This is a genomic window from Klebsiella sp. PCX, from assembly GCF_021869705.1.
GTDB classification, from domain to species: Bacteria; Pseudomonadota; Gammaproteobacteria; order Enterobacterales; family Enterobacteriaceae; genus Klebsiella; species Klebsiella quasipneumoniae.
In genome coordinates this window covers 4,473,334-4,490,630 of record NZ_CP091527.1, presented here as the reverse complement: position 1 = coordinate 4,490,630, position 17,297 = coordinate 4,473,334, and the positions used below count along the sequence as shown (strand labels likewise).

Sequence of the window (17,297 nt, the reverse complement as noted above, 5' to 3'; positions counted from 1 at the left end):
CTGACAAGGATGTCCCCTTAGCGGTCGGGCAGCGGACTGCCCGACCGGAACGGCTAGCGGCCGATGAGGGCGTCGATTTCGCCATCGATCTCGCACAGGATGCCGGTGATGTGCTGTACCACCTCCAGACAGCTTGCCGGCGTCAGCGAATCAGGTCGCTTAGCCTCAAAAGGGGCGCACAGTTGTTGTAGCGCAGTAATCCCCAGGATTTGTGCTGAACCGTGCAGACGGTGCAGCGCCCGCAGAAAGGTCTGCGGTTCATGCCGGGCGATAGCCTGTCCGGCGGCCTGTAAATCTGTGGCCGACGCATCGCGGAACGTCTCCAGCATCTCAGCCATCAGCGCCTGGTCTCCCCCCGTATTTTCGGTCAGCACGCTGAGCTTCAGATGCCGGGCGGCGTTAGGTGATGCGTGGCCCACCGCTAAGCGGCTGAGCTCATGGCTCAGCGTCTGAACCGACACTGGCTTAAACAGACACATATTCATGCCGCTGGCCAGACATGCCTCCCGCGACTGCGGCAGCGCGCTGGCGGTCACTCCCCAAATCACCAGGCTCGGGTAGCGTCGGCGTAACGACGCCGCCAGCGCCAGGCCATCTTTCTTCGGCATATTGAGGTCCGTGATCAGCAGATCGTAATGTTTGCCGGCGAGCTTATTCTCCGCTTCTTCACCGTCGCAGGCTTCATCGACACTGTAGCCGATAGTGTTGAGCTGGCGTTTGAGCAACAGCCGGTTGGTGGGGTGGTCGTCCGCTATCAATATCGACAGCCCGGGCAGGGCCTGCGGCCTGGCGGGCAACGCCTGTGGCGCGTGAATCGCGCAGCGACTCACCCTGACCGGCAGCGTGATGGTGAAAGTGGTCCCCACACCCGGACGGCTGACCATCTCCAGCCGGCCCTGCATCAACGTAACCAGCTCCTGGCAAATGACCAGCCCCAGCCCGGAGCCGGTCTGCTGGCGTCCCTGGCGCGCCTGGGCATAGCGATGAAAGAGGGTGGCCTGCTCTGCTTCACTGATCCCGCAGCCGCTGTCGCTAACGATGAGGGTCAGCTCTCCCTGTGTCTCATCCGCCTGCGCCAGCCGGCAGGAGATCTGAATCGCGCCCTCGGCGGTAAACTTCAGCGCATTGCCGATGAGATTATTGAGAATTTGCCGCAGCGCCTGAGGGTCGACCCACAGCGCGATCCCCTCCTGCAGAGGGAGATGGCTATGCAGCGCGATCCCCTTCTGCTGCGCCAGCGCGCCGAAGGTGTGGCACTGCTGCGACACCACCTGCGCCACATCGCTCCACTGTGGGGTGATCTGGTATTTTCCCGACTCAATCTTGTCGATATCGAGAATATTGCCGATAAGTCCCAGCAGGGTTTGCGCCGTCGACCCCGCCAGCTCGATCGCCTCTTTACGCTGACCGACGATCAGCTCCGGTTTCGCCAGCAGTTCCAGAAAGCCGACGATGGCGCTCACCGGCGTGCGCAGCTCGTGGCTCATGCTGGCCAGAAAGCGACTCTTGGCTTTTGTCGCTTGAATCGCTTTGTCTTTTTCCCGCTCCAGCGCGCAGGAGAGGGCTTCCTTCTGCGCCAGCTCCTCTTCCAGCCGCTGCTGAGAGTCTTTGCGTTTGCGTACTTCCCGGCACAGGGAGAGTCCCCAGCCGAGGCTGATGGCGATCAGCACCAGCGCGAAGGCGATCAACTGGTAAAACTGGCGGCTGTACTGGCTCCAGTTCTCTATTTGCTGGCTGGAGATTTTCGACCACTTCTCGGTCATCTGCAGAATATCCCGCGGCGGAATGGCCTGCAGCGCTTTGTTGAGCACGGCGGCCAGCACCGGTTCATCGCGTGGGATCGCCAGCCGAATGGCGGCGACCGGGAGTCCATCGATGCGGGTGTAGTGAAGATCTTGCGGATAGTAGTGATCGATCATATAGCGGGCGGAAAGCTCCGAGGCCACGGCGGCATCCGCCTCGCCTTCCTCCACCATCTTCATGGCGACACCAACGTTATCCGTCTCCACCCAGTTAACCTGCGGAAAGCGCGCTTTCAGGTCGTGGGCGGCGATCGGCCCCACCGGCAGGGCGATCCGTGCCGGGCGCGTCAGCAGATGCGGGTCGGGCGCGCTGCCGCGGGCGACCAGCACAAAGGCCACGTTAATGAGCGGCTCGCTGAGGGTGACGTAGGCCTGCGGCTGCGGGGTCAGGGTCGCGGCGGGCATGATCGCCCAGTCTTCTTTTTCCATGCGCTTTGCCAGATCCTGACGATTGCGCACCAGAATAGGGTCAAACTGCAGCCCGGTCTGTAGTGAGAAAATATTCAGCATATCGGCCATGATGCCGCGCAGCTCATCTTCGTCATCCACCAGGGTAAAAGGTGGAAAGTAGGGGTTAACCAGCAGACGGATGTGACGATGCTTCCGCAGCCAGCGCTGCTCCTCAGCGGTAAAAGGCAACGGGGTATTAAGAAACGACAGATCGCCGCGGTTGAGCCAGTTTTGCATGATCCGCATCGCGGTATCGCTGTCGATGGCGTGGATAAAACGGTCAAGGAGCTGGTGCAGCGCCGGTCGATCTTCACGGGTGACAAAGCGGTTGTGCTGCTCCTGCTGACGAAAATAGTGCGTGATGACCAGCGATTGCGAGAAATATTTCGAGATGCAGTGGCCGGTGGTGATGTTGTTGCCGATGAAATACTGATTCTCGCCGCTGACCACCGAGGCGAGGGCCTGATAGTCGCTATCATAAAGGGTGATTTTGGCGTTGGGAAACGCCTGTTGAATAATATCGAAAAAGGCGCAATCGCGGGTGCAGGCTAGCTTGACGCGGCGGTCGGTGGTTAGCGGCGGCAGGGGGGATTTTAGCGAGGTGACCAGCGTCGGCCAGGTTTTGATCAGCGGTGCGGATTGAACCAGGCCCGGGGCGAGCGCATCCCGGTGCGCCACCTGAGTGAGCAGGGTATCGACCTGGCGGTCGGCCAGGGCGGCCAGCGCCTGCTGCTCGGTGTCATATTGGCGGATAACCACCTTTAGCCCGAGGCTGTGCGCCATCAGCGCCAGATAGTCGGCGTTAATCCCCTGATAGCTTTCTTCGTCGCTGTCGTAGACGACGGGCGTCATCTCAGGGAGCCAGGTGCCGACGATCAGCGTTGGCTGGGCGGCCAGCCAGGTCTTTGCCTTATCGTTGAGCGGAATGTCGATCGCCGCAATGTGGGCATGGCTTTTCAGCTCCAGTTGCTTCATGGCAAACGCGGAGGGAGAGAGACTCAGCGCCAGCCCGACAATCAGGGATAAAATAAGACGAACGACCATGCCATCACCCTATTTTATTGCGTTGCGCAAAGTCATAAAGCTCAAGCAGGGAGCTGCAGCCTAATTTATCCATCAGACGGACCTTATAGGTGCTTACCGTCTTATTGCTGATATTCATTTTGCTGCCGATGGTGGTGTAGTCGATGCCGCTGAGAATATAGCGGAAGACCTTCATCTCCTGCGTTGACAGCGTATCCAGTCGGTCCTGATCGGTGATGCCGTGGGTGCAGAAGCGCTCCAGTGAAAAAGGGAAATAGCTGTAGCCATTATTGGCCGCGTCGATCGCGGCGAGGATATTATTCATTCCCTCTTTTTTACTCACAAAACCATTGGCCCCGCAGTCGGCGCTACGTTTGCCGTAAAACAGTTCATTCTTGGCGGAAATGACGATGATTTTTCCCCGGTAGCGGCGTTTTCGCAGCTGCTCCAGAACGTCTATGCCGCTGAGTTCCGGAATATCAACGTCGACGATCAGCAGGTCAGGCTGCATGGTTTCGGCGGTCTGTACCGCATGGGCGCCGCTGTCGAGTTCCGCTGCGACGGTAATGCCGTTGCTGTCGAGAAGGTTGCGAATGGCGATACGTGCCAATGGATGATCGTCAATGATTATCGCATTCATGGGGGCGTAAATCCTGATATGAAAAAAGAGGGCGATGCCTGATGCAGGTGCGGCGGGGGTTATTTTTATCGGTGCCGTAATAAGGCGCAATTGTAACACAAATCGTTTTCGGCCGGGAAAATATTGTGGATGTGTGCCTGCCGAATATATTTGCATATCGGGATGACAGCTGTAGGAAAAGGCGTTCGCTTGCTTCAGCGCTGTCTGCTGTTAAAAAAAATGCAAACGATTAATCTGCGCTTTTTAAGGTGAGGTGCCGGGAATATCGTCCGGTGACAGCTGGCAGGTAAAATAATAACAATGGTAAAAGCAAAGCGCCCCCTCTGGCGAAAATGGGCTTGGAAACGTCTGATGGCAGGAATAATCGTCCTGGCAATAAGTAACGCCGCGGTGGGAAAGGACGTGACGACCACTGAGGCGCGGACGCGCGATATGATGCGCTGTCAGGATTATCTGCAGCTGGATCCGCGCACCTGGACGCCGATGGTGATCTGGCTGATGAACGATCCTTTTTCCCTGCAGCCGCCGGAGTGGACCGACTTCCATGAAGCCGAGCTGGTGCTGACGCCGATCCTCACCGAAATCTGCCGTCAGGAGCCAGATGCCTGGCTGACTTCGCTGCGGGAACGGCTCAATTCTTATCAGCAGGTGCGGTCGCTGAACTAAGCGACCGCGGTAAAGCGGCAGAAAAAGTGACTAAACGTGCAGTTAGCGGCCAATTTCTGCGCCGAAGATCAGCAGCGGCCCGCTTTTTTCGACAGGGCGTCGCAGGTTTTGCTCGCTGGCGTCGGGTTGGCGCCGGCACAGATGGCATCCGAGACGGTGCTACTGCCGCCCAGCGGGATCAGTCCATACAGTTTCGGCTCGGCGGCTTTAGTCACATAGCAGCGATGGCGGGTGTTGCCGATGGTCGCCACAAAGTTGGTTTTCACATCCTGCTGCTTCGCATCGGAAATGGTCACCTGCGAAACATCGACATTAAAGGCAAAAGCGGCGGCTTCTTTCATTTCGCTTTCCGTCGCCATCGGTGGTTTAGCTACGCAACCCGTTAATAACAGTGCCAGACAGGTACTGACTGATATATCCCGTATTTTCATATTTTCATCCTTTTGTGTGAGTCAGCGGGTTGTATATATGAGCGACGGGAGGGGGGCGTTGATTTTGATCAGCTGGTACAGGGAAGGGGTATTTTTCGGAAATTGGCCTGAATTGTTAAAGTTATCGTGAGCAGTATGAATTCCAGCGTTGCGGGAATGAAAGGTGTTTTATGCCGACCTTGCGTAGTAAGACAGAGTAAACAGGAACGCGGCAATGATGGACTGGCTTCGGGAGGTGGACAACGCAGATGGCCTGCGCAAACTTTTGCCAGGATAGAGCACTGTCTATTTTAGCGTAAGCGTAAATTTTCCTTTTCGCGATAACGGATTTTTTTATCCTCTTAGCGGAATGGCAAGAAAATGCTGACCACGCGCATTGCTCAACGGCTTATGTTGCCATTTTATCGCTGTTCTAAAATTTAGAAACAAAAAAGCCACTCTTTCGAGTGGCCTAACTGTATGTATTTACTGCTAAAATTTGGTGGCCCCTGTTGGGTTTGAACCAACGACCAAGCGATTATGAGTCGCCTGCTCTAACCACTGAGCTAAGGGGCCGTGGCGAGGGATTATAAAGTAACTGACGGTTGCAATCCAGCGTAAAGCGCGCAGCTGCTGTTTTTATAAACAATGCATTTTCAATCCTTTATAATCATGTTTTAGCCATACAGCCGGAGAAAACATGATTAGCGATATCCTTGCGCCGGGCCTGCGCGTCGTCTTTTGCGGTATCAACCCGGGGAAGTCTTCCGCCCATACCGGCTTTCATTTTGCCCATCCTGGCAACCGCTTCTGGAAGGTCATCCATCAGGCCGGCTTTACCGATCGGCAGCTCAGGCCGGAAGAGGAGCTGCAGCTGCTGGATACGCGCTGCGGCATCACCATGCTGGTTGAGCGTCCGACGGTGCAGGCCAGCGAGGTCGCCCTGCAGGAGCTGCGCAGCGGCGGCCGTGAGCTGGTGAAGAAGATTGAGGAGTATCAGCCGCAGGCCCTGGCGGTGCTCGGCAAGCAGGCCTTCGAGCTGGCCTTTAACCAGCGCGGGGCGAAGTGGGGGAAACAGGCGATGACCATTGGCACGACCCAGGTGTGGGTGCTGCCCAATCCCAGCGGTTTAAACCGGGCGACGCTCGATAAGCTGGTGGCGGCCTATCGTGAACTGGATGATGCCCTGGCGACCCGCGGTCAGTAGCGGAGAGCGGCGGCTTTCCCCGAGCGGCCAGCGAAACGCCATAAAAAAAGCTCCCCGCAGGGAGCTTTTTAACCGGCTTTGGACGCTGTTCCGCGACGATTAATCGTCGAGGAAGCTACGCAGCACTTCAGAACGGCTCGGGTGGCGCAGTTTACGCAGCGCCTTCGCTTCGATCTGACGGATACGTTCACGAGTAACGTCGAACTGTTTACCCACTTCTTCCAGCGTGTGGTCGGTGTTCATGTCGATACCGAAACGCATACGCAGGACTTTCGCTTCACGAGCGGTAAGGCCGGCCAGCACGTCGTGCGTTGCCGCACGCAGGCTCTCGGTGGTCGCGGAATCCAGCGGCAGCTCGAGGGTGGTATCCTCGATGAAATCCCCCAGATGCGAATCTTCATCGTCGCCGATCGGCGTTTCCATGGAGATAGGCTCTTTGGCGATCTTCAGCACTTTACGGATTTTGTCTTCCGGCATCAGCATGCGCTCAGCCAGCTCTTCCGGGGTCGGTTCACGGCCCATCTCCTGCAGCATCTGACGGGAGATACGGTTGAGCTTGTTAATGGTCTCAATCATATGCACCGGAATACGGATGGTGCGCGCCTGATCCGCGATGGAGCGGGTGATCGCCTGACGGATCCACCAGGTAGCGTAGGTCGAGAACTTGTAGCCGCGACGGTATTCGAACTTATCCACCGCTTTCATCAGACCGATGTTGCCTTCCTGAATCAGGTCGAGGAACTGCAGACCGCGGTTGGTGTATTTCTTGGCGATAGAGATAACCAGACGCAGGTTCGCTTCCACCATCTCTTTCTTCGCACGGCGGGCTTTCGCTTCACCGATGGACATGCGACGGTTGATATCCTTCACCTGCTCGATGGTCAGGCCGGTCTCTTCTTCGATCTGCTGCAGCTTCTGCAGGCCGCGCTGCACGTCTTCTTTCACTTCCAGCAGCTTCTCGGACCACGGCTTGTTCATCGCCACCGCGGCGTTGAACCAGGTTTCGCTGGTTTCGTTGCCGGTGAACAGGGTGATGAAGTTTTTCTTCGGCATTTTGCACTGCTCAACGCACAGCTTCATGATGATACGTTCCTGAGTACGAACGCGATCCATCATGCTACGCATGCTGTTGACCAGGTAATCGAACTGCTTCGGCACCAGGCGGAACTGCTTGAAGACTTCAGACAGCTTCAGGATCTCTTCCTGGGCGGCGGCATGGCTACGACCTTTGGCTTTGATAGTGTCGCGCGTCAGCTCGTACTGGGTACGCAGCTCGGCGAACTTCTCACGGGCCAGCTCAGGGTCGATGCTGTTGTCGTCATCGCTGTTGTCGTCGGCGTCTTCATCTTCGTCTTCGTCTTCGTCGTCATCCATCTCTTCCTGAGACAGCTCGGAGCCAACGTGGGTGGCGGTCGGCGCCATATCTTCTTCGGCGTTCGGATCGACGAAACCGGTGATCAGATCGGACAGACGGGCTTCTTCCGCTTCCACACGGTCGTACTGCTCAAGCAGGTAGGTGATCGCTTCCGGGTATTCGGCAACGGAGCACTGCACCTGGTTGATGCCGTCTTCAATGCGTTTGGCGATGTCGATTTCGCCTTCACGGGTCAGCAGCTCTACGGTACCCATTTCACGCATGTACATGCGCACCGGGTCGGTCGTACGCCCGATTTCGGATTCCACGCTGGAGAGCACCTGCGCGGCGGCTTCGGCAGCATCTTCATCCGCGGTGTTTTCGGCAAGCATCAGATCATCGGCATCCGGTGCTTCTTCCATCACCTGAATGCCCATGTCGTTGATCATTTGGATGATGTCTTCGATCTGATCGGAATCGACGATATCTTCCGGCAGATGGTCATTGACCTCGGCATAGGTCAGATAGCCTTGCTCCTTACCACGTTGGACAAGAAGCTTCAGCTGTGACTGCGGGTTTTGCTCCATAAGACGGTATCCACACTTAATTCGTTTGATTGGTGTCGGCAGGCGGGCTGTCGACATTTAAAGCGAGGGCGTACTTATATTATTGCCGCTGCGCCTCTGCGCGGCTGTCGGGGGCTTCCCGATCGATACTCGGCACTTAAGCCGTTAAATACGGTGTCCTTCACGTCGCTCTGCGTTCTGCTGCTGCATCAATGCAACGTGAATGACTGAGTCTGTCATTTATTTCTTCGCCAGCTCCTGGCTGATGGTCCAGAGCTCCCGGCGTTCCTCACTGCTTAAACCGTGTGTGCGATCGCGAGCAATCAACTCTTCCTGTCGCAGTTCCAGCAGTGAATCAAACATATGGTTGAGCGAGTCGGTGAAGGTTTGTTCAGCGATATCTTTATCTGCTATATCGTCCCACATCGACAGTTTTTCAAGGGTTGCGGCCTCTTTTGTGCCGCGATATTGCTCTAAAAGTTGCCCGGTAGTCAGACCAGGCTGCGCCAGACAGCTCTTCACCAGCTCGCCGAACAGGCTCAGCCCCGGCATTTTGCGCGAGTCCAGCCCCTCCAGCGGTGGGACTAACGGCGCCAGATCCGGGTTTTGCACCAGCAGTCCTATCAGTATACGCATGGTCGTGCGTTTTAGCTGTGGTGCGGGGCGCGGGGCGCCATTTTCCGCCTGTTTTGGCATTAAACGTTCAAGCTGGGCGTCATCTAAAATGCCCAGCTTGTTGCCCAGCTCCTGACGCAAATAGATGCGCAGGGTTTCGCCCGGTACCTGGGTTATCAGCGGCAGCGCCAGCGTGCTCAGCTGCGCGCGCCCGTCCGGTGTGCTGAGGTCGACCTGCGGCAGCAGGCTGTTAAACAAGAACGTGGAGAGCGGCTGAGCCTGCTCCATCCGCGCCTCGAACGCCGCTTTGCCCTCTTTACGCACCAGCGTATCCGGGTCTTCGCCGTCAGGCAGAAACATAAAACGCAGCTGGCGACCATCGGTCATGTACGGCAGCGCCGTCTCCAGCGCGCGCCAGGCGGCATCGCGGCCGGCCCGGTCGCCGTCGTAGCAGCAGATGACGTTATTGGTCACCCGGAACAGCAGCTGGATATGATCGGCCGTGGTCGAGGTACCCAGCGAGGCGACAGCATAATTGATGTCGTACTGCGCCAGTGCCACGACGTCCATATAGCCTTCGACAACCAGCAAACGCGGTGGTTCGGGGTTGTCCTGCTGCGCTTCATACAGGCCATATAGCTGACGGCCTTTATGGAATATGTCGGTTTCCGGGGAGTTGAGATACTTCGGCAGGGCATCGCCCAGCACCCGTCCGCCAAACCCAATCACCCGGCCTCGCTTATCGCGGATGGGGAACATCACCCGTTCGCGGAAGCGGTCGTAACTGCGTCCCTGATCGTTGGTGACCAGCATGCCGGCATCAATAAGCGACTGGCGGTTTTCCTGATTGCCGCCAAAACGTTTTAAAACGTTATCCCAACCTGGGGGAGCATAGCCGATGGCAAAGCGCGTAATCACCTCGCTGCTTAACCCCCGTTTTGCCAGGTACTGGCGCGCAGGGTCGGCGGCGGGCTGCATCAGAGACTGTTGATAAAACGTATTCAGACCATCCAGTAACTGGTAGAGGTTCTGCCGTTGATGGCGCTCTATCTGGCTGGGTCCGTTGCCTGCTTCATAAGGCACTTCGAGGTTGTGCATGGCGGCCAGCTCTTCGACCGTTTCCACGAACTCGAGCTTGTCGTAGTTCATCAGGAAATCGATAGCATTGCCGTGCGCCCCGCAGCCGAAGCAGTGGTAAAACTGTTTTTCACCGTTGACGGTGAAAGAGGGGGTTTTTTCGTTATGGAACGGACAGCACGCGTGAAAATTTTTGCCCTGCTTTTTCAGCTTTACCCGCGCATCGATCAGATCGACGATGTCGGTTCTGGCAAGCAGATCGCTAATAAATACACGTGGAATTCGTCCAGCCATAAGCCCCGTTATTTCTGATGACTATAAACGAAAATAAGCCGCGCATTCCTTTCGGAAGCACGGCCTTACAACTACAACTCGGTCTGAATTGAGAGCGTCGCTCTCAACAGATTAGTACAGACGAGTACGGCGTGCGTTTTCGCGGGCCAGTTTCTTCGCGTGACGTTTCACTGCAGAAGCTTTAGCGCGCTTACGTTCGGTAGTCGGTTTTTCATAGAACTCACGACGACGAACTTCCGCCAGAACACCTGCTTTTTCGCAGGAACGCTTGAAGCGACGCAGAGCTACGTCGAACGGCTCGTTTTCACGTACTTTAATTACCGGCATGTGCCTCTCACCTTTGATTAATTCGGTTTGCCGCTGGCCGCAATGCCAGCTTATTTCAAAATGGTGCGGAATTTTACTGCAACTACTGCTGCTTTGTAAAGCACCTGCGCCTTTTTTGAAAGGGACTTTTATAAGGGTGAGGAGTATACACGAAGAGAGCACCAGGGGTGAGCAAAGTTTTACATCGCCGGTCATTGGACCTACACTGCGCGGTATTGAAGCGAGGTAAAACAACTCATGCGTGTACTGGGCATTGAAACATCCTGCGATGAAACCGGCATCGCGATTTATGACGACCAGCAAGGTCTGTTAGCCAACCAATTGTATAGTCAGGTGAAACTGCATGCGGACTACGGCGGCGTGGTGCCGGAGCTGGCATCGCGCGACCACGTGCGCAAAACGGTGCCGCTGATCCAGGCGGCGCTGAAAGAGGCCGGCCTGACGGCGAAAGATATCGACGCCGTCGCCTATACGGCGGGTCCTGGCCTGGTCGGCGCGCTGCTGGTCGGGGCGACCGTTGGCCGGTCGCTGGCCTTCGCCTGGAACGTGCCGGCGATCCCGGTACACCATATGGAAGGGCACCTGCTGGCGCCGATGCTGGAAGATAACCCGCCGGCGTTCCCGTTCGTCGCGCTGCTGGTTTCCGGCGGCCATACGCAGCTGATCAGCGTCACCGGTATCGGCCAGTACGAACTGCTGGGCGAGTCGATTGACGATGCGGCGGGCGAAGCCTTTGATAAAACCGCGAAACTGCTGGGGCTGGATTATCCCGGCGGGCCGATGCTGTCGAAAATGGCGTCCCAGGGTACTGAAGGCCGCTTCGTCTTCCCGCGTCCGATGACCGACCGTCCGGGGCTGGACTTCAGCTTCTCCGGACTGAAGACCTTCGCCGCCAACACCATTCGCAGCAACGGCGACGATGAACAAACCCGCGCCGACATCGCCCGCGCGTTTGAGGATGCGGTTGTCGATACGCTGATGATTAAATGTCGCCGCGCGCTGGAGCAAACCGGCTTTAAGCGTCTGGTGATGGCGGGAGGCGTGAGCGCCAACCGCACCCTGCGGGCGAAGCTGGCGGAGATGATGCAAAAACGCGGCGGTGAGGTATTCTACGCCCGCCCTGAGTTCTGTACCGATAACGGCGCGATGATCGCCTACGCCGGCATGGTGCGTCTGCAAACCGGCGCCAAAGCTGAGCTCGGCGTGACGGTCCGCCCGCGCTGGCCGCTGGCCGAACTACCTGCCGCCTAAAGCGTCCTGAAACAGGCCGACGTCACGTCGGCCTGCCTACCTGACTACTCCATACTTTTACACAGTGAGCAGATGGCACCCTGATGCTTATGTGAATGCATCACGTCCGGGCGCTCGTACTCTTCCTCACAGCTAACGCATTGATATACGGTGGTCGAGGCGTTCCCCGCCGCGTCATAGCGCGGTTCGGCGATCCCGTCATCCACCTGCTTAATATAGTAGCGCCCGCGGGTGAGGATCCCCATCAGCGGGGTCATGACAAAGGCGACGACCAACGCGATCAGCGGCGAGAACGGCGCCAACGTCGTCCCCAGCAGGCCGAAGAAAGCGCAGATCGACAGCCCGGCGGCCAGGCCAAAGGAAACCACGCCCACCGGGTTAACGTTGTAGATCATGCCGCGACGATATTCCGGCTGCGCCGGGGCCAGCTTGAGCAAGCCTTTATTAAAGGTGATGTCGGTCGCCACCACCACGACCCAGGCGATAGCGAAGTTGGAGTAAAAGCCGAGGATCCACGACAGGGCGCTGAACATATCGCCTTCCATCAGCGCCAGGGCAATCGCCAGATTGACCACCACAAAAATAATCCGCCCCGGATAGCGTTTGGTGGTGCGGGTCCAGGCGCTGGTCCACGCCAACGAGCCGGAGTAGGCATTGGTGACGTTAATTTTGATCTGCGAGATCACCACCAGCACCACCGCCAGCGTCAGGGCCAGCCAGCCGGGCACCAGATTATCGAAGACGCTGACGAACTGCTGCACCGGTTCGGTATTGTGCACCGCCGGAAAACGGGTCAACAGATAGAAGCCGAGGAAGGCGCCGATGATCTGTTTGATCGCGCCTAGCACCACCCAGCCCGGGCCTGCGGAAAAGACCGCCAGCCACCAGCTTTTACGGTTCTCCGCGGTTTTAGGCGGCATAAAGCGCAGGTAATCAATTTGCTCGCCAATTTGCATGATCAGCGACAGGCATACCCCGGCGCCGAGCATGATGGCGGTGATGTCCACCGTCGACGCGCTGTTTTTACCAGCGAAATGCAGGAAGCCGTCCACCAGTTGCGGATCTTTGACAATCAGCCACACCACCGGCACCACCATCAGCACCAGCCACAGTGGAGTGGTCCATACCTGCAGGCGGGTCAGGGCTTTCATGCCATAGACCACCAGCGGGAGCACCATCAGGGTGGCGATCAGATACCCCATCCACAGCGGTATCCCGAGGCCCACCAGCAGCCCCTGGGCCATGATCGAGCCTTCGAGGGCGAAGAAGATAAAGGTGAAGCCGGCAAAAATAATGCTGGTGATCACCGAGCCGAAATAGCCGAAGCCGGCGCTGCGGGTGATCAGGTCAAGGTCAATGTTGTAGCGCGCGGCGGTGATCGCCAGCGGAATGCCGGTGAGGAAGATCACCAGCGCCGCCACCAGGATCGAATAGATGGCGTTGCTGGTGCCCCAGGCCATACCGATGCTGGCGCCGATGGAAAAGTCCGCCAGATAGGCGATGCCGCCCAGCGCCGTGACCGCGACGACGCCCGGTCCCCAGCGGCGGAAGCTCAGCGGGGCGTAACGTAAGGTGTAATCTTCTAAGGTTTCCCGGGAGCCGGAAGTCCGCGCTGTCGCGGGTAATTCAGGGTTGAGATCCAGTGATGACATAGTCATTCCTTAATGGTTAGGCATGACTTGAATTAGCAAACCTTATGCCATATTGCAGGGCAGGCGTGGCGGGGAGGGGAGCGCAGGGTGATAGAAGAGAGAGCAGGGGTTGCACCATCCGGACGCGTCTGCGCCCGGCTGGTGCAACAGGCCTATTTGCCGAGCATGCCTTTGTCTTCGAGGAAGGCGATAATGGTGCTCAGGCCGTCTCCCTGCTTCAGATTGGTGAAGGTCCACGGGCGATCGCCGCGCATACGCTGGGTATCGCTGGCCATCACCTCCAGCGAAGCGCCGACATAGGGGGCAAGGTCGGTTTTATTGATCACCAGAAAATCGGATTTGGTGATCCCCGGCCCGCCTTTGCGCGGGATCTTCTCCCCTTCGGCCACGTCAATGACGTAGATGGTCAGATCCGCCAGCTCCGGGCTGAAGGTGGCGCTCAGGTTATCGCCGCCGCTTTCCACGAAGATAAGGTCGAGGTTACCGAACTTTTCACTCAGCGCTTCCACGGCGGCGAGGTTCATCGAGGCATCTTCGCGGATCGCTGTGTGCGGGCAGCCGCCGGTTTCTACACCGACAATGCGTTCAGGGGCCAGCGCGCCCGCTTCGGTGAGGATGCGCTGATCTTCTTTGGTATAGATGTCGTTAGTGACCACCGCCAGCTGCCAGGTATCGCGCATCGCTTTGCACAGCGCTTCCAGCAGGGCGGTTTTACCAGAGCCGACCGGGCCGCCGACGCCGACGCGCAGCGGGTGTTTATAAGAATTCATGGCTTCTCCTAGGAACGGAATAATCGGGAGTATTGGGTTTCATGCCGGGCAGAGGCGATGGCGGCGAGCGGCGTGGCCGATCCGATATCGCCGTCCGGCGCGGCCAGTGCGCGGGGCATCGCCGCTGCATAGTGGTCGCAAAGACGTAAAATGAGCTGCTGGGCGGCCTGCTGGCCGAAGGGCACCAGCTTGACGCCGGCCATTACGGCGCTCTCAATCCAGCTGTAGCCCAGGCTTAAGGCCATCTCGGGCAGCGCGATGCGCCAGCGCACGCCGAGCCAGGCCATCCCGGCGAGCTGGCTTTGCTGGCACAGCGTGCGCCACGGCGGCGGACAGTCCGGCTGCCAGTCGCCCAGCAGGCGGGCAAACGCCGCGCCGCGGTTGCGCTCTTCCTCCCGCAGTTCACGGGTCTCCCGGCAGGCCAGCAGATAAGCCGTCCAGCGCCGGGCCGCGGCGATATCGCCTTGGTCGCAGGCGCGGTACAGGCGGGCGAACAGCGGCAGGTCAACGGTAAAAAAGCCTTCCGTCATCTGCCGTCGCTGCCAGCGCTCGAAGGCCGCGACGTCCGGCACCCAGCCGGCTTCCACAGCCCACTCCAGCCCCTGGGACCAGCTGTAACCTCCTACCGGCAGGTTGCTGCTGGCCAGCTGCATCAGCCGCAGGCGTTGTTCCGCTGTCGACATGCTAGTGGCTGTGAGCGTGGTGGTCATGATGAGCATGATGATGACCGTGGCTTTCGCTGGCGTAAGCGCCGGCTTCCGGCTCGAACGGCAGCTGGCCAAAGGTCACCGTCAGGCCGAACTGGCGCAGCATATCGTCCAGCACGTGATCGTGATGGTAGCGCAGCTCGCCTGGCATAATCTGCAGCGGTACGTGACGGTTGCCGAGGTGATAGCAGGCCTTCGCCAGCATAAACGGGTCGTCGCAGCGCACCACCGACACCCCTTCATCAGCGGCAATCACCTGCACAAATTCGGTGCCGTCTTCGTTACTCAGCACATCGCCGCCGCGCAGCAGCAGGCCGCGGGGCAGCAGCAGACCGGCTTCCCGGCCATCGTTGAGGGTGACTTTTACCCGGCTTTTGACGCGAACATCAATCGGCAGCGTAACGCTGGCGGTCGCGGCGGCGGGGGTCTCCAGACGTTGAGTTAAATAAAGCATCCGCACTCCTTAAAACAGAAAATAACGTTGCGCCATCGGCAGAACCTCTGCCGGCTCGCTGGTGATGAGTTCGCCATCCACCCGCACCTCATAGGTCTGCGCGTCGACGGTGATGTTAGGCTGCAGGCTGTTGTGCACCATGTCGGCTTTCTGCACCGTGCGGCAGCCTTTCACCACGGCAATCGCGCTGCGCAGGTTCAGCCGCTCGGCTACGCCATGGTCCGCCGCTGCCTGCGACAGGAAGGTGAGGCGGCAGTGATGGCGGGCGCTGCCCAGCGCGCCAAACATCGGACGGTAGTGTACCGGCTGCGGGGTCGGAATAGAGGCATTGATATCGCCCATCGGCGCGATGGCGATCATGCCGCCCTTGATCACGGTGGCCGGTTTCACGCCGAAGAAGGCAGGCGACCAGACCACCAGGTCCGCCAGCTTACCCACCTCAATGGAGCCGACTTCGTGCGCGATGCCGTGGGTCAGCGCCGGGTTGATGGTGTATTTGGCGATGTAGCGCTTCACGCGGAAGTTGTCGTTATCCCCGGTCTCCTCCGCCAGCGCGCCGCGCTGCACCTTCATGCGGTGCGCCACCTGCCAGGTGCGGAGAACCACTTCTCCGACGCGGCCCATGGCCTGCGAATCGGAGGAGGTGAGCGAGAAGGCGCCAAGGTCGTGCAGCACGTCTTCTGCGGCGATGGTTTCCCGGCGAATGCGCGACTCGGCAAAGGCCACGTCCTCGGCGATGTCCGGGTCCAGATGGTGGCAGACCATCAGCATATCGAGATGTTCGTCGATGGTGTTGAGGGTGTAGGGCAGCGTTGGGTTGGTGGAGGACGGCAAAATGTTCGGGTGGGCGCAGGCGGTGATGATGTCCGGCGCATGGCCGCCGCCGGCCCCTTCGGTATGGAAGGTGTGAATGGTGCGCCCGCCGATGGCGGCAAGGGTATCTTCCACAAAACCGGACTCATTGAGGGTGTCGCTGTGCAGGGCGACCTGAATATCCATCTCATCGGCGACGGTTAATGCGCAGTCGATCGCCGCCGGGGTGGCGCCCCAGTCCTCATGGATCTTCAGGCCAATAACGCCCGCCGCCACCTGCTCGCGTAGAGCGTCCGGCTGAGAAACGTTGCCCTTGCCCAACAGGCCGATATTAACCGGCAGGCTGTCGGCCGCCTGCAGCATGCGTGAGATATACCATGGCCCCGGGGTGCAGGTGGTGGCATGGGTACCCGCCGCCGGGCCAGTACCGCCGCCGACCATGGTGGTCACGCCGGAGACCAGCGCCTCTTCCGCCTGCTGCGGACAGATCCAGTGAATATGGGTATCGATCCCGCCGGCGGTGACGATTTTTCCTTCGGCGGCAATCACTTCCGTCGCGGCGCCGATGGGGATGGTGACGTTGGGCTGGATGTCGGGGTTGCCGGCTTTGCCGATGGCGAAGATCCGGCCGTCCTTCACGCCGATATCGGCCTTAACGATGCCCCAGTGATCGACGATCAGCGCGTTGGTGAGCACCAGGTCAACACAGTCGGCGGCCAGCATCTGTCCCTGGCCCATCCCGTCGCGGATCACTTTGCCGCCGCCGAATTTGACCTCTTCCCCGTAGGTGGTCAAATCGTCCTCCACCTCGATCCACAGCTCGGTATCGGCCAGGCGCACCTTATCGCCGACGGTGGGGCCGAACATGTCGGCATAGGCCTGGCGTGAAATATTACTCATCGTTTGCCTCCAGTGGGCCCATGACTTCGCCGCGGAAGCCGAAGACGGCGCGGTGACCGGCGAAGGCCACCAGCTCAACCTCGCGTTTCTGGCCAGGTTCAAAGCGTACCGCCGTGCCGGCCGGGATATTCAGGCGATAGCCGGTGGCCTGCTGACGGTCGAACTTCAGCGCCGGGTTGACCTCGGCGAAATGGTAGTGCGAACCGACCTGAATCGGCCGATCGCCGTGGTTTTCAACGACCACGCGACAGGTCGCCCGGCCGGTGTTGAGGGTTATCTGGCCGGGCTTAACGTGATATTCACCAGGGATCATGGCGCT

The 17,297-nt window shown here is 58.8% G+C and carries 15 protein-coding genes and 1 tRNA gene; 3 read left to right on the top strand and 13 right to left on the bottom strand.

What is annotated here, in order from left to right:
• Positions 1-53: 53 nt before the first annotated feature.
• Positions 54-3,296, bottom strand: a complete 3,243-nt coding sequence (locus tag GQR96_RS21440; RefSeq protein ID WP_069734285.1) for an ATP-binding protein — start codon at positions 3,294-3,296, stop codon at positions 54-56.
• A 4-nt stretch (positions 3,297-3,300) separates the two neighbouring features.
• Positions 3,301-3,915, bottom strand: coding sequence for an acid-sensing system DNA-binding response regulator EvgA (gene evgA, locus GQR96_RS21435; RefSeq protein WP_004205283.1), 615 nt, complete (start codon positions 3,913-3,915; stop codon positions 3,301-3,303).
• 300 nt (positions 3,916-4,215) lie between these two features.
• Here evgA and GQR96_RS21430 point away from each other — a divergent pair, with 300 nt between their 5' ends.
• On the top strand, positions 4,216-4,581 hold the full coding sequence (locus tag GQR96_RS21430) for an HdeA/HdeB family chaperone (protein WP_072140372.1): 366 nt from the start codon (positions 4,216-4,218) through the stop codon (positions 4,579-4,581).
• A 68-nt stretch (positions 4,582-4,649) separates the two neighbouring features.
• Here GQR96_RS21430 and GQR96_RS21425 read toward each other — a convergent pair whose 3' ends face one another.
• Both GQR96_RS21425 and GQR96_RS21420 read right to left on the bottom strand, forming a co-directional pair.
• On the bottom strand, positions 4,650-4,922 hold the full coding sequence (locus tag GQR96_RS21425; protein ID WP_004205279.1) for a hypothetical protein: 273 nt from the start codon (positions 4,920-4,922) through the stop codon (positions 4,650-4,652).
• Between the two features lie 569 nt (positions 4,923-5,491).
• A tRNA-Ile gene (locus GQR96_RS21420) sits at positions 5,492-5,567 on the bottom strand.
• Positions 5,568-5,691: 124 nt separating this feature from the next.
• On the opposite strand from GQR96_RS21420, the gene mug reads away from it, so the two are divergent.
• Positions 5,692-6,198 (top strand): G/U mismatch-specific DNA glycosylase, encoded by a 507-nt coding sequence (gene mug / locus GQR96_RS21415; protein ID WP_004205266.1) that lies wholly within the window; start codon positions 5,692-5,694, stop codon positions 6,196-6,198.
• A gap of 99 nt (positions 6,199-6,297) precedes the next feature.
• On the opposite strand, the gene rpoD is transcribed toward mug, so the two are convergent.
• From rpoD to rpsU, 3 genes are all read right to left on the bottom strand, one after another.
• On the bottom strand, positions 6,298-8,139 hold the full coding sequence (gene rpoD / locus GQR96_RS21410) for an RNA polymerase sigma factor RpoD (protein ID WP_004174339.1): 1,842 nt from the start codon (positions 8,137-8,139) through the stop codon (positions 6,298-6,300).
• Positions 8,140-8,358: 219 nt separating this feature from the next.
• On the bottom strand, positions 8,359-10,104 hold the full coding sequence (gene dnaG / locus GQR96_RS21405) for a DNA primase (RefSeq protein ID WP_017899733.1): 1,746 nt from the start codon (positions 10,102-10,104) through the stop codon (positions 8,359-8,361).
• A 111-nt stretch (positions 10,105-10,215) separates the two neighbouring features.
• Complete coding sequence (gene rpsU, locus GQR96_RS21400) at positions 10,216-10,431, bottom strand: 30S ribosomal protein S21 (RefSeq protein WP_001144069.1); 216 nt, start codon at positions 10,429-10,431, stop codon at positions 10,216-10,218.
• A gap of 237 nt (positions 10,432-10,668) precedes the next feature.
• On the opposite strand from rpsU, the gene tsaD reads away from it, so the two are divergent.
• Positions 10,669-11,682, top strand: coding sequence for a tRNA (adenosine(37)-N6)-threonylcarbamoyltransferase complex transferase subunit TsaD (gene tsaD, locus GQR96_RS21395; RefSeq protein WP_002916879.1), 1,014 nt, complete (start codon positions 10,669-10,671; stop codon positions 11,680-11,682).
• A 44-nt stretch (positions 11,683-11,726) separates the two neighbouring features.
• On the opposite strand, the gene GQR96_RS21390 is transcribed toward tsaD, so the two are convergent.
• From GQR96_RS21390 to GQR96_RS21365, 6 genes are all read right to left on the bottom strand, one after another.
• Positions 11,727-13,334 (bottom strand): purine-cytosine permease family protein, encoded by a 1,608-nt coding sequence (locus tag GQR96_RS21390; protein ID WP_004205264.1) that lies wholly within the window; start codon positions 13,332-13,334, stop codon positions 11,727-11,729.
• A 152-nt stretch (positions 13,335-13,486) separates the two neighbouring features.
• Positions 13,487-14,104 carry an urease accessory protein UreG gene (gene ureG, locus GQR96_RS21385; protein WP_002916877.1) on the bottom strand — a complete coding sequence of 206 codons (618 nt, stop codon included), beginning with the start codon at positions 14,102-14,104 and terminating at the stop codon, positions 13,487-13,489.
• An 8-nt stretch (positions 14,105-14,112) separates the two neighbouring features.
• Positions 14,113-14,787 (bottom strand): urease accessory protein UreF, encoded by a 675-nt coding sequence (locus tag GQR96_RS21380; RefSeq protein WP_004205263.1) that lies wholly within the window; start codon positions 14,785-14,787, stop codon positions 14,113-14,115.
• A 1-nt stretch (position 14,788) separates the two neighbouring features.
• Positions 14,789-15,265, bottom strand: a complete 477-nt coding sequence (gene ureE / locus GQR96_RS21375) for an urease accessory protein UreE (RefSeq protein ID WP_017899736.1) — start codon at positions 15,263-15,265, stop codon at positions 14,789-14,791.
• Between the two features lie 9 nt (positions 15,266-15,274).
• Positions 15,275-16,978 (bottom strand): urease subunit alpha, encoded by a 1,704-nt coding sequence (ureC, locus tag GQR96_RS21370; protein ID WP_017899737.1) that lies wholly within the window; start codon positions 16,976-16,978, stop codon positions 15,275-15,277.
• On the bottom strand, positions 16,971-17,291 hold the full coding sequence (locus GQR96_RS21365; protein ID WP_065903961.1) for an urease subunit beta: 321 nt from the start codon (positions 17,289-17,291) through the stop codon (positions 16,971-16,973). Before GQR96_RS21365 ends, ureC begins: the two co-directional genes overlap by 8 nt.
• Between the last annotated feature and the right edge of the window lie 6 nt (positions 17,292-17,297).